Source organism: uncultured Aquimarina sp., assembly GCF_947492115.1.
In the GTDB taxonomy this organism is placed as follows: Bacteria; Bacteroidota; Bacteroidia; order Flavobacteriales; family Flavobacteriaceae; genus Aquimarina.
The window spans coordinates 595536-609157 of record NZ_CANLMM010000002.1; the positions used below are offsets into that span (position 1 = coordinate 595536).

Annotated in this window: 10 protein-coding genes; 2 read left to right on the forward strand and 8 right to left on the reverse strand. The window is 33.7% G+C overall.

Going from position 1 to position 13622, the window contains the following annotated elements; genetic code table 11:
* Window positions 1–6: 6 nt before the first annotated feature.
* The 8 genes from Q1A73_RS07950 to Q1A73_RS07985 form a co-directional block, all read right to left on the reverse strand.
* Window positions 7–2667: a T9SS-dependent M36 family metallopeptidase gene (locus tag Q1A73_RS07950; RefSeq protein WP_299603876.1), complete on the reverse strand. Its 2661-nt coding sequence runs from the start codon at window positions 2665–2667 to the stop codon at window positions 7–9.
* 263 nt (window positions 2668–2930) lie between these two features.
* Window positions 2931–4274 (reverse strand): dGTP triphosphohydrolase, encoded by a 1344-nt coding sequence (gene dgt / locus Q1A73_RS07955; protein WP_299604673.1) that lies wholly within the window; start codon window positions 4272–4274, stop codon window positions 2931–2933.
* Window positions 4275–4281: 7 nt separating this feature from the next.
* Window positions 4282–5037, reverse strand: coding sequence for a CPBP family intramembrane glutamic endopeptidase (locus Q1A73_RS07960; RefSeq protein WP_299603878.1), 756 nt, complete (start codon window positions 5035–5037; stop codon window positions 4282–4284).
* Between the two features lies 1 nt (window position 5038).
* The gene (locus tag Q1A73_RS07965) at window positions 5039–5539 is read right to left on the reverse strand and encodes a zinc ribbon domain-containing protein (protein ID WP_299603881.1); all 501 of its coding nucleotides are present in this window, start codon (window positions 5537–5539) and stop codon (window positions 5039–5041) included.
* A gap of 208 nt (window positions 5540–5747) precedes the next feature.
* Window positions 5748–8219, reverse strand: coding sequence for a ribonucleoside-diphosphate reductase subunit alpha (locus Q1A73_RS07970; protein ID WP_299603884.1), 2472 nt, complete (start codon window positions 8217–8219; stop codon window positions 5748–5750).
* A gap of 313 nt (window positions 8220–8532) precedes the next feature.
* On the reverse strand, window positions 8533–9510 hold the full coding sequence (locus tag Q1A73_RS07975; protein WP_299603887.1) for a ribonucleotide-diphosphate reductase subunit beta: 978 nt from the start codon (window positions 9508–9510) through the stop codon (window positions 8533–8535).
* A 433-nt stretch (window positions 9511–9943) separates the two neighbouring features.
* Window positions 9944–10678, reverse strand: coding sequence for a hypothetical protein (locus Q1A73_RS07980; protein ID WP_299603890.1), 735 nt, complete (start codon window positions 10676–10678; stop codon window positions 9944–9946).
* Between the two features lie 70 nt (window positions 10679–10748).
* Window positions 10749–12101 (reverse strand): OmpA family protein, encoded by a 1353-nt coding sequence (locus Q1A73_RS07985; protein WP_299603893.1) that lies wholly within the window; start codon window positions 12099–12101, stop codon window positions 10749–10751.
* A gap of 242 nt (window positions 12102–12343) precedes the next feature.
* On the opposite strand from Q1A73_RS07985, the gene Q1A73_RS07990 reads away from it, so the two are divergent.
* Window positions 12344–12886 carry a sigma-70 family RNA polymerase sigma factor gene (locus Q1A73_RS07990; protein ID WP_299603894.1) on the forward strand — a complete coding sequence of 181 codons (543 nt, stop codon included), beginning with the start codon at window positions 12344–12346 and terminating at the stop codon, window positions 12884–12886.
* On the forward strand, window positions 12887–13621 hold the full coding sequence (locus Q1A73_RS07995; RefSeq protein WP_299603896.1) for a hypothetical protein: 735 nt from the start codon (window positions 12887–12889) through the stop codon (window positions 13619–13621).
* Window position 13622 lies beyond the last annotated feature (1 nt).

Consider the following 13622-nt stretch of genomic DNA (forward strand, 5'->3'; position numbering starts at 1 on the left):
CAACTATTACTGGATTGCAATTTTAGTAGTGAATCTATTTCCTTCTCTGGTTTCGATCTGTAGTAAATAAATCCCAGCTCTTAAATTTTCGGCATTGATATTATAAGAATTATCAAGTAGAATTTCTTTATTATATACCACTCTACCATTTAGATCAAGAATACTCACATTACTCTCTCCAAAACCTCTGGAAACATTAATTACAAAATTTCCATTAGAAGGATTAGGCGCTATTCTGAAGATATTTTCATCAAAATCTTCAACATTTAAGAAACAAGATACTTCTGACGATGGCGGAATATCAAATGCTTCTGTCTGATCTGTTCTACTAAGAGGATCACCTTGTGAAGCACTCCAACCAAGTCCACGTCTTGCAAACACTTCCCATATCAAACAAGCGTTCGCTCCTGAATTTGCAACTTCGTCTGCCATCAGTATTGCATCACGCCCGTCAACAAAACCAGGATTACAAGATTGCAACTTTAATCCATCGATGATCAACTGCATTGCCAAATTATTTCCTCCAGTACCATTATATAAATCTGGATCAAAACCATCTCTTTCTATAAGAGCCCACGCCAAATCCCAGATCATTGATGCCCATACAGATCCTACTCCGTGAGGAGCAGAAAAATTTGCTTCATTATTAGTATCAGCATAGGTTACAGGATTAATACTCATATTAGTACTATATGGAAATGGTCTAATTCCTCCACCTGTTGTTGGTTGTCCTGCGGCATACGTTCCAATTCCTCTACTATCGTCTCCATCGTCTCCAGATTCTATAGTCATCATCAAGGCAAACCAATCTGACCATCCTTCTCCCATTTGTTCAGTAAATTGGATACAATTACCATTAACATCTCTTTCCGCACAAGAAGTTAAACATCCAGAATTATTAGCTCCTCCGGTCAATCGAGTAGAAATTCCATGTCCATATTCATGAATTACAATCCCATTATCAAAACTACTATCTTCTGCAAAAAAGTTTCTTCCAATATCTGATAAGGTAACATTAATCGTTGTTGAACTTATTTCGGCAATTAATGCCTCTCCATCATCTCTGCCAATCATTACTGCAGGGATCGTAATACTCCCGTCATCTCCTCCCATTGCTATAGGATCCCCAGCAACATTGTTCACTACCAAGACAGCTAATGCACCTGCTGCCTGACATCTGGCTACTTTATCATCAAAATTACAAGAACCTCTTCTTACCACAGCAATTCTTCCATTAAGTGCAGCAGCATTTATAATATCAGAACAAGCATCACTGGAATCTGATGAAGGATCATCATCAATTGCAAGAGCTAAATTGGCTGTAAGTCCACTCGGAAATTCGGGAGCATCTACATGCCCTGGATTAAAAGAATTGTCAACAGTAGTATAGGATCCTCCTAACGTTCCTCCGTTCACAACAAAAGTATTAACAGATGGATCCGCCTGTGGATTCCATAAGAACATTTGCATTCTTGGGTTAAAACCATCAGGTGGCGTTCCGAAATTAGCATTATTAAAACCAGAACCATCATGAGCATCTGCGAAAACCTCATCACCGTCAGATCCTCCTCTTCCATAATTATTAAACTGAAAATTACCTGCAGTTTCATCAAATCCGTAATGATACCAAACATCATGGGCAACATTATTACCATAAAATAGATTTGTTATTGAGGCATCTTCAAAATTTTCTACTAGGGCATTAGGATCAAAAGGAAAGTCAAATACTAAATTAGCACCTCCGTCTGCCAAATTTCCAATTCCGTTATTAGCATTTACATCTTCAGAAGCGATTACATTATTACCTCTAGTAGTAGTAAATTCTGCACCGTTTACACCATCAGTATCATGCCAACCAAAAGGTGATGCTGTTGCGTCCGCTGGATTAGATACTAAGACTCTATCTCCATGATTAGGACTCTCTACAGCTGGAATAGGATAAACATTGTATGTTCCATCCATAAAAAAATCATACTCCCCTGCATGAACTTCAAAAGAATTCTTATGTATTGCGGCCGATGATTTCTCTTTAACATGAGAATGATCAAATGTACATTCTGTCATCCAATCTGTTTTATCAACTACTTCTCCGTTTAACGCATTTACTCTAGTACTATACCAATGCTTCCCATCTAGGGTATAAATACTAACATCCCAAGTAAGTATTAATGTTTCGTCTTTCCAAACGTACATAGGCTGAACAGGTATTTCCTCTTCAGAAACTTTCTCGTCGTAAAAAACTACTGTTTTATTTTCTTTCTTCTGAACTGTTTTCAAATTAGTAGGAGCATTAATCCCAGCATCAGAAGCTACATATTGCACAGCGTCTTCGGCTAAAATCGAAGGACGTGTTGTATTTACGATTTGTGAAAGATTTTTGTGAAATTTCTGGGTGCCAGATAGTATTCTACCATTTTTTAAAACGAAACTACCTATCGCGTTATAAATTGGAATCCCATTATATTCCTGAATAACATATACATTGTTAGCATTTAAGCTATTAGAAAAAGATTCTCTTTGTATTTGTAACCCCAGAACATCATTCGGAGACATTCCTTCCGCTATTAAATAATCCTTAATCAATTGAAGATTTGAAGACTGCCCATTCGAACTAACGGAATGAAGAATCATCACAAAAAACAGAATACCTACGTAGTATTTTTTCATTTTCAAATTATTTAAATCGATGACTATCTCTAAAATTAGCTGTCTAAAATAATGAAAAAAGAAATCTTAAATGTTAACATTAGATTTCTATTCCATTGTATATATGCTAAAATCAAACGTATGGATACAATGCACCATATGCATACTGCTGTCGGAATTATTCGTCAAAACTTTCAAAGAATGACTTAAAAAACTACTTTAGTATATCACTCTAGAAAGATTTAACTTTTTAGCTAATCTTTTATCCTTTATATAGTGTTTGATTATACCTGTAAACCTCTTATTTTCTGAAATTTTAATAAAGCATTTCCATCCGTAAGGCTTGCAACATAATTGCTTATACTAATTAATCTGGTATATAGATCTTCATGCGTATAATCAAAATTACTTCCTTCAGCTTTCAAGATTAATTTGTCATAATTAGAAGCTTCTTGATTATTATAATTATTGGTTGCTGTACAATACCGATCTAATAAGGTTGCCAAAATTTCATATCCAGCGATTTCCTTTTCAACCACTTCTGTGCTTTGGTATATATTAGCAACACTGATTTTGATAATATCATCTATTTGCGCTTGGTACTTACTCTTATCTATAAGTGCTGTATCAAAATTACCGGATAAAATATCCTCTTCGTATGTAATAAAGGTATTTGCCGCTTCTTGAATTAATGTATTTATAGCAAGTGCTCTAAGATAACTTAGTCGATCTGCAGTAGTAGACAGACTATTGTATTTAGCTGTATTTATAGAGTCTTTTACCAGTTTAATCAAATACTCCAACGCATACTCTTCTTGTATGAGTCCCAAATTAATTCCATCTTCAAAATCAATAATAGTATAACAAATATCATCTGCTGCTTCTACTAAAAAAGTTAACGGATGACGACTATAGGTTGTTTCATCTCCAATTCGTTGCGGAAGTAAACCAACTTCTTCGGCGACTTCTTTGAAAAATGCACTTTCATTCTGAAAATACCCAAACTTCTTATGCGCTATATGAGGAGTCGGTTTTTTAGGCAAAGATGCTTTTGGATATTTCATAAAAGCTCCTAAAGTAGCATATGATAATCGCAAACCACCTTCTATTCCTTTTCTCGACTCTGTTAGAATTTTAAAACCATTCGCATTTCCTTCAAAATCAATAAGGTCCTGATATTGTTTGGGTGTTAAATAGTCTTTATACTTCTTCCCTTTTCCGGTAGCAAAATACTCTCCTATTGCTTTTTCTCCTGAGTGTCCAAAGGGTGGATTTCCAATATCATGTGATAAGGAGGCCGCAGCTACAATAGCTCCAAAATCGTTAAATTGATATCCATGAATTGTAGCCAGATGTGGATGTTTTTCTAAAACCTTTTTACCTACAGCACGACCTAGCGAACGACCTACAACCGAAACTTCCAAACTATGGGTCAAACGTGTATGTACAAAACTGGTTTTGGATAAAGGAATTACCTGTGTTTTATCTTGTAAACTTCTAAAAGCAGAAGAAAATATAATCCTGTCATAATCTACTTCAAACCCTAATCGTGTTTCGTCTTGTTCTTTTCGTAATCTTTTATTCGTATCTCCCTGTCTTTTCAAAGAAAGAAGCTGTTCCCAGTTCATCATACTGTCAAAATTCTAGCAATGTGCTATCAAAATAATAATAGTCCAAATATAACACTATGAAGTTATGTATAAAATGAATTATCATTCCTATCCATAAAGTATTATATCTGTGTCGTAAATATCCAAGTAATAATCCGAATGGAAAGATCCATAACAATGAGATTACCGAAAAATGTACGATGGCAAAAATAAACGCTGTTAGAATAATAGTCACTCTTGTATTGGTGATTTTCTTCAATTGATTATATAAAAAACCTCTAAATCCAAGTTCTTCAAAAATTGGTGGAAAAACAGCCACAAAAAGAATAGCCCAAAACATCGGGTTTGGATAATTGATATACGTAAAATAGTAATTGTAATACTCTTCAAATACTTCTGTATTGATAAACTCTATTAAATAATACACTATGAATGCAGAGGCAAATGGTATTGCAAGATATCCCAAAAGATAGAGTGGTTTAATTTTAGGAAATCGATACAATTTCATGATATTCTTAAAATCAAAAAACGTAAAACCTATAATAATCAAAGCAAAAATGGTTTCTGTAGCAATCTCTTGAAGTAATGAACCTTCTTCATTAAACAAAAAATAGTTCATCATTAAAAACACCAACATAGCAATGTAAAATGCAATGACAAGATTAAGATGTTCTCTTTTTATTTTCCCAGAAACTTTCTTCTTAATAGAGGTTCCACAGTTAGGACAAAAATTAACCGCGTTTTCTAAAGAAGCACCACAATTTCTACAAATCATATCCATATTATTGTTCTTTTATACTTTGTGATGCAGAATACATTCCTTTTATCAAAAAACTAAGAATAATGACCTTTAGAAGTATACCTTTAAACAAACTAGAAGGCTCTACAATTACGTTTGCCGCTATCACCATAAGATATAATAGTAAACCGGACAAGATTGCTGCAAACGGTTTTTTCTGAGACCAATAAGCTAGTATCAAATAAATAATAGCTAAAATAGAACTTGCTATAAGCACCGAAACATCTTCCAGACTTATAAACAACACCAATCCTGAAATAAAGAAGATACCCGCCATCCAATACAATGTATTTCTTGCAGAACTAATTTTTTTACGATCTTCTCTGATTTGGCTTTTTTTCAGAACTCTTTGGGCGTGAAATTTTGCTTTTTCATTATCGTCTCCATTTTCGGGAAAACCGCAATACGTACAAAATTTGGCATTACCAAGCATTTCTTCATTACACTGAGAGCAGTGGGGTAGTTGGATCGTTATCTCTTCCATACTGTAGGTATTTTTAGATCAGGGGTTCTAAAGATAGTAAAAAAGCGCTTTCTTAAAATACAAGCAATTTTTTAAAACCCTTTATATGTCTAAGTATCGAAAACATCTTATTTGCTACCCTTTCCATTCCAATTTTTCTTGTTTTTGGGATAATAAAAAAGGGAAGCTTTAAAAACTTCCCTTTCTTGCCCTATATAAATGGTCTTAATTAAGACCCACACATTAAACAGTCATCTCCTTCAGCTTCTTTAGATTGCGCTATTAACGCTCTCAATTCTTCGGGAGTTAATGAAGTTCCTTCTGCAGAAACTTGTACTTGTTCCGCTTGCGGTTCTGCTTTAGGAGTGGATTGCGCTTCCATAACCTGTGCAGCAGCTACTGCTACTTTTTCTGCTTGTGGCTGTTCTTTCTTTTCAGTTTTTAATGTAAACTTAATCGCATCAACCGCGGACTTAGTTCTTAGATAATACATTCCCGTTTTTAATCCACTTTTCCAAGCGTAGAAATGCATAGAAGTAAGCTTAGCCATTGTTGCACCTTCCATAAATAAGTTTAACGATTGAGATTGGTCTATAAAGTATCCTCTGTGGCGAGACATATCGATAATATCCTTCATACTCAACTCCCAAACTGTTTTATATAACTCTTTAAGATCTTGAGGTATGATATCTATATTCTGAATAGATCCATTAGCTCTCATGATTGCATCTTTAAGATCATCACTCCATAAATTAAGTTTTACAAGATCTTCTAAAAGATGTTTGTTTACAACGATAAACTCTCCAGACAATACACGTCTTGTATAAATATTACTTGTATATGGCTCAAAAGCTTCATTATTTCCTAAAATCTGAGAAGTAGATGCTGTAGGCATTGGCGCCACTAATAACGAGTTACGAACTCCATGCTCTAATACTTCTTTACGAAGTGCAGCCCAGTCCCAACGACCACTTAATTCTTCATCTTTAATTCCCCATAAATTATGCTGGAATTCTCCTTTAGAGATCGGAGATCCTTCATATGTTTGATAAGGTCCATCTACAGTAGCTTCTTCCATAGAGGCAGTTACAGCTGCAAAATATAGAGTTTCAAAAATCTCTTGATTTAACTTTTTAGCTTCATCACTAGTAAACGGCATTCTTAACTGGATAAAAGTATCTGCTAATCCTTGTACTCCTAATCCAATCGGACGGTGACGCATATTAGAATTTTCAGCTTCTTTAACTGGATAGTAATTCCTGTCAATTACTTTATTTAAGTTTTTAGTAACACGTTTTGTGATTCTGAAAAGCTCTTCATGATCAAACTCACCATTTTTCACAAACATTGGTAATGCTATAGAAGCTAGATTACATACCGCTACTTCATCTGGACTTGTATACTCTAAAATCTCTGTACATAAGTTGGACGAACGAATCGTACCAAGGTTCTGCTGATTTGATTTTCTATTTGCTGCATCTTTATACAACATATAAGGAGTACCAGTTTCAATCTGTGATTCTAGGATTTTCTCCCATAACTCACGTGCTTTAATAGTTCTACGCCCTTTTCCTTCTGCTTCATAACGCACATAGGTTTCTTCAAACTCTTCACTATGCATATCGAATAAACCAGGACATTCGTTAGGACACATTAATGTCCATTCTGCATCTTCCTGTACACGTTTCATAAATAAATCTGGAATCCACATTGCGTAGAACAAATCACGAGCACGCATTTCTTCTTTTCCATGATTCTTCTTAAGATCTAAAAAGTCAAAAATATCAGCATGCCACGGTTCTACGTAAATCGCAAAAGAACCTTTTCGTTTTCCTCCTCCTTGATCTACATAACGTGCTGTATCATTAAATACACGTAACATCGGCACAATACCATTAGACGTACCATTAGTACCTGCTATATAGGATCCTGTAGCTCTAACATTGTGTATAGATAATCCTATTCCTCCCGCAGATTGTGAAATCTTTGCTGTTTGTTTTAGCGTATCGTAAATACCATCAATACTATCTTCTTTGGTTGCTAATAAGAAACAAGAAGACATTTGAGGTTTTGGAGTACCAGAATTAAATAACGTAGGTGTCGCGTGTGTAAAATATTTTTTCGACATTAATTCATACGTTTCTATAGCTGCATCTAGGTCATTTAGATGAATTCCTATAGAAACTCTCATTAACATATGCTGTGGACGCTCTGCTATTTTACCATTTAACTTAAGTAAATATGAACGCTCTAATGTTTTAAAACCAAAATAATCGTATCCAAAATCTCTGTTGTAGATAATCGTAGAGTCTAACTTTTCTTTATTAGCCATGATTACCTCATACACCTCATCAGAGATCAATGGTGCTTTCTTCTCTGTTCTAGGATTTACATACTCATATAAATCCTTCACTACTTCAGAGAAGGTCTTTTTAGTGTTTTTATGTAAATTAGAGACTGATATCCTCGCTGCAAGTTTGGCATAATCAGGGTGTGCGATCGTCATAGTAGCTGCAATTTCTGCTGCAAGGTTATCCAGCTCGCTTGTAGTTACTCCATCGTATAATCCTTCAATAACCCTCATGGCAACTTTTACTGGATCAACTAGTGAATTTAACCCATAACACAGCTTTCTTACCCTTGCGGTAATTTTGTCGAACATAATTGGCTCCTTGTGACCGTCTCTTTTTACTACATACATACGTTTTTGGTTTTTATAAAATTCTTCTTTTGAAGAACTACGATATTAATTTGTGTTTATATTCCTCTTAATTACTGAAAGTCATAATTAATTGCGTGATCTCCCCCGAAATCAGATACTAGAAAGAAACCTCTGCATTATACAAATCAGAGAATTTATACAAGTAAAATACAATTATTGACTTTCGCCTTTTTTTGTTTTGGCAAGCTTTTAGAAAGCTTAATCAAACTGAGCTAATCGATTACTTTTATAGATTTCCTATATGAATTAGCTCAGAATGAATATATTATTATTCTGAAGTGACTTTTAGAGATTAAAAATCGGCATCAAAACTTATCTTATTATCCTCGGTATCTTTATTAAGAACTCCAGCTTTCTGATATTCCGATACTCTCTTTTCAAAGAAATTAGTTTTTCCTTGTAATGAGATCATATCCATAAAATCAAATGGATTTGCAGTTCCATATTCTTTTTCACAATTCAACTCTAACAACAATCTATCCGTAACAAACTCTAGATATTGTGTCATTAGATTTGCATTCATTCCTATTAAACTTACTGGAAGAGATTCTGTGATAAATTCTCTTTCAATATTAAGTGCATCAACAATTATTTCACGAATTCTTTCCTTTGGCACTTTATTAATCAGGTGATTGTTATGTAAGTGTACTGCAAAATCACAATGTACACCTTCATCTCTTGATATCAACTCATTAGAAAATGTAAGACCTGGCATCAGACCACGTTTCTTTAACCAGAAAATAGAACAGAAAGCACCTGAGAAGAAAATCCCTTCTACTGCTGCAAATGCAATTAACCTTTCTGCAAAAGAATCAGATTCGATCCATTTTAATGCCCAATCCGCTTTTTTCTTAATCGCAGGAAAATTTTCAATTGCCTTAAATAAGATATCTTTTTCTTTTTCGTCTTTTACATAAGTATCAATTAACAAAGAATAGGTTTCAGAGTGAATATTCTCCATCATAATTTGAAATCCATAAAAGAACTTTGCTTCACTGTATTGAACTTCATTTACGAAATTTTCAGCTAAATTTTCATTTACGATTCCATCTGAAGCAGCAAAGAACGCTAAGATATGTTTGATAAAATATCTTTCATCATTTGTCAACTTTGTACTCCAATCTGTAATATCCTGATGTAGGTCAATTTCTTCTGCCGTCCAGAAACTAGCTTCTGATTTTTTATACCAATCCCAAATGTCATGATGTTTGATAGGAAAAATAACAAATCTGTCTTTGTTTTCTTGTAAAATTGGCTCTACTGCATTCATCTTTTTTTCTTTAAGCTAGTTATCTATTTTTTTGTTTCCGCTACGGACTAACAAAGATCAAAAAATGCTCCAAATGTTTCACAAAAATTTGGCAAACGTTTTCAACAAAGTTTTCAACACGAAGGGAATTAAGCAATAAAAATCAAAATTTACCAAAAACCATCTAAGCTACTGATTTACAAATAATTAAATTAACAAAAAAAGATATAAACAACACTGTTAGTAACCTCAAAAAACACTTATTTTTCAGTTGCTAACACAGTTTTTTGTCTTCAAAAACAAAACTAAAAAAAACCCCTATTTTACGGCAAAACCACACGTTAATAAGTGACAAGAAAAATTTTATTTTTAATAAAAAAATAGAATAAAAAGAAAAATCATACCTGAATTAACGAGTATGATTTTTCCAAAGGGTGATTTTTATATTTACATCTTATGGCCAAGAGAATGTTTCTCCTGTAACATGATTCGTATACACTCCTGTTCCGTCACCTGACCAAACAAAACTTTCTGCCAATACTCCAGCTTCAAAAGCCTTAATTGATCCTGACCTATCCGTTTCATTATAAATCATTTCTATTTTATCATTATTATGATCTTCTATAGTGAAGGTAATCACACTACCCGTTTTTCTATATGTCATTAGAATAAAGCTTCCGTCTTCACCGTTGAATCTTACTTCATAGAAATTACCGTCTTTACTAATTCTACCTTCATAAAAAGTTCTTCGCACTCCTCCTTCTTCTATATCATATGTAAAATAATCAAAAGCAGCATCTGATGTTACTGTATAATAAAGCGTAACACCACCTGCACTCCAAACCCAAGTATCTGCCATGCTTCCGTTTTTACCAACAACACTTTGTTGCTCGGCATCAGTTGGAATGCTTAGAAAAATTGAAGAATATGTTAATGCTTGTACTTGTAGCGATGCGATAGTCCATACAGCGTTAGACGCATATACATTGTCTTGCGCATATCCTTCCATTGCTTCTGGAGCTTCTATATTACCAATAGATTCTTCATATTGCTCAAAACGTCCTTGAAGATTTTCAAGTTGATTTTCATTTTCAATTACTAAACCATCGTCATCATTACCACAAGATTGAAACACTAATGCTAGCGCTATCATAATCATTGTACCTATACTTTTAAATTTTGTGTTCATTGTTTTCATTTTTAATTATTATCAAGTTTTTTCATTAGTGTCATAAAAGACAAAGAGGTAAACATTGTTTTTATATTTTTTTGAATTCAACTCTTCTATTCTTTGCTTTTGCTTCTGGAGTATCACCGTTATCAACCGGATCACTCTCCCCTTTTCCTTCAGTTTTTAGCCTAGAAGGGTCAATACCAAACTCACTTACTAAAGTCTTCTTAACTGAAACTGCTCTTTCTTCAGATAGTTTTTGATTAAAAGCATTATCACCGTCTTTATCCGTGTGGCCAGTAATTAACACATTAACTGATGGATTTTCTTTAAGCACGCCTGCTATCTTTTTGATAGTACCGTAAGATTCGGATTTCAAACTAGCTTTTCCAGTGTCGAAAGTAATTCCATATGTCACCAGTTTTCCTTCGGTTATCAGTTTGTTTCGCATATCAGGTTTTCCAACCGCATATCTTATATTCCCTAAATAATAGAATGTATTTTCTTCTGATATTTCTGAGAAGAATTTTAGATTTTTTACAATAGTGTTTTTTTCAAAAGCTCTAGGTATGTCGAATACTTTTTGCTCATTAATATAAATACGCATTCTTTGTTTTTGTTTCCAGATAGATACGTGTATTTTTTCTCCTCTTCCTCTATTATCTTTATCAAGAAGCTCAATTCCTTTTTTAGAACGAAGATCTAGGTTTCTGTCTTTGTTATATTTATAGATATCAATTCCTCCACCACCGCTGATGCCACCTCGTATAGCAAATGAGAAACCGTTATCTCCAGGTGTTCCATCCTGCAAACTATATCCGGGATTTTTTAAATCAGAAAAAACAACCATTAAATCTCTTTGATATGCGTATTGCGCCACATCAAAATCGAATACAATATCATATTCCAATGTAAAATTATCTGGAAACTCTTCGATAAATTCAGGAACATAAGACCCTTTTCCCGTTCCTATTTGAATGAATCTACCTTCGGTATTATTTAAAGTAACTACCTCTGCAGAGTTAGAAGAGTTCCACCTTGCTGGCAAATCTCCAATTTCATCCTGACTAAAATCTTCGTAAGCCAAAATATTCTCTCCAGCGACAAAGTCAAATTTGGAATACGCGGCAAAAGCAGGTTTTCCATTCCCCAATTCCTCCGTTTCATTTACTGTATCAGAAGAAATTACGGCGTCATTACTTTTTTTCGTTTTCTTACTTTTCTTCTTCTTTTTGCTTTTAGGTTTTCCGTCGACAGTATCATCAATTGTTTTACCAGTCTTTTTAGAAACTTTTTCCTCTGTCTTTTTTAATATGGTCTTTTCTGCGGCTTTTTCAGCAGTTTTTGCTACTTTCTTCCAAAACTGAGCTTCTACATGTTGCGGTGTTATCATTAAAATAAACAATACCGCTATTCCGATTATTTGCTTTGTAGTTTTCATCTATTAAAAATTTTTATTTTACTAGAAATGAGTTAAATAAAAATCTTTCGCTTAGATCAACCGCTATGCTTTCGCATAAAAAATTTAATTATTTCGGTAGTAAGCAAAAAATTAATTTTGTTTATGCTCATTTCATAATTATATTGTTTGGTTTTATCTCTTTGTATCCTTTTTATAAAAAAGGTTAACTTTATCTTTGGAAAATAAGATGAACCTATTACCCTATAGTCAGGTGACCAAGTATGAAGGAAGAACTCTTAACGCTAAAAAAAGGGCGTAATCAAGCATTAGAAAAAATCTATAACGAGTATAGAAGTGCTTTTTTGCAGTTTGCAAAAAAGTACGATCTGGATCAAGATGTACTTATAGATATATATCAAGAAGCTTTTATTGCCTTACGAGAACATGCAATCAATGGAAAACTTGATGCTATTAAAAGCTCTATTAAGACTTATTTATTTAGTATCGGAAAGTATATGATCTATGATCAACTCAAGAAACAGAAAAAAACCATTTCCTATGAAAGTAGCGTGGAATTTAAAGAAACATCTGAAGATCAAGACTTTTTTGAGGAACCTGAATTGAGTCCTGAACAGCGATTATTACGACAACATTTTAAAAATTTAGGAAAACGTTGTCAAGAAATGTTAACCTTATTCTATTATCGGGGACTAACGATTGACGAGATTACCGAAAGCTTAGGCTACGAAAACAAAAATGTAGTAAAAAGCCAGAAATCCCGTTGTATAAAATCCCTTAAAGAATTAATTAAAACCCCCGCTTAAATGGAACGAGAAGAGTTAATAGACAAATTTCTACATTCAGAACTGACTCCTGCGGAAAAAGAGCAGTTCGACGACCTGCTTACCAATGATATCTCATTTAAAGAAGATCTGGATCTACTATCAAATTTGAAAAGTGTAGCTGGTGCAGAAGACAGAGATGATTTGAGAAAACAAATGGCTAATTTTGAAACTAAAATTGCCGCTAACGACACCAAGGTAGTACCACTATTTAATTACAAAAATCTATTAGTAGCTGCATCTATATTATTAATAATTTCTCTAGGAGTTATTTCATTATTAGATCCTTTTGGTGTTAACACTAATGACCTTTATGCTTCTAATTTTGAGCCTTATAAAAATGTGGTAACCCCTATTGTACGAGGAACAGCAGATGATAATGAAGAAATTGCTGCTTTTTCTTCATACGAGAATAAAGAATACGCAGTATCGGCAGAACAATTTGGAAAGTTATATGAGACCACCCAAAAACCTTATTTCCTATTATATCAAGCAAATGCGTTATTAGCTATTGATCAAACTAAAGAGGCCATTCCTTTATTAGAACAACACATTGCTTTAAAAGATGAATTAATAGAAAGAGGTAAGTGGTATTTATCGCTGGCTTATCTGAAAGAAAATCAAAAAGAAAAAGCTATTCAATTATTAGAAGACTTATCTACCAATGGGACCTTCAAAAAAGGGGATGTGCAAAAGCTATTAGATCAAATGAAATAAT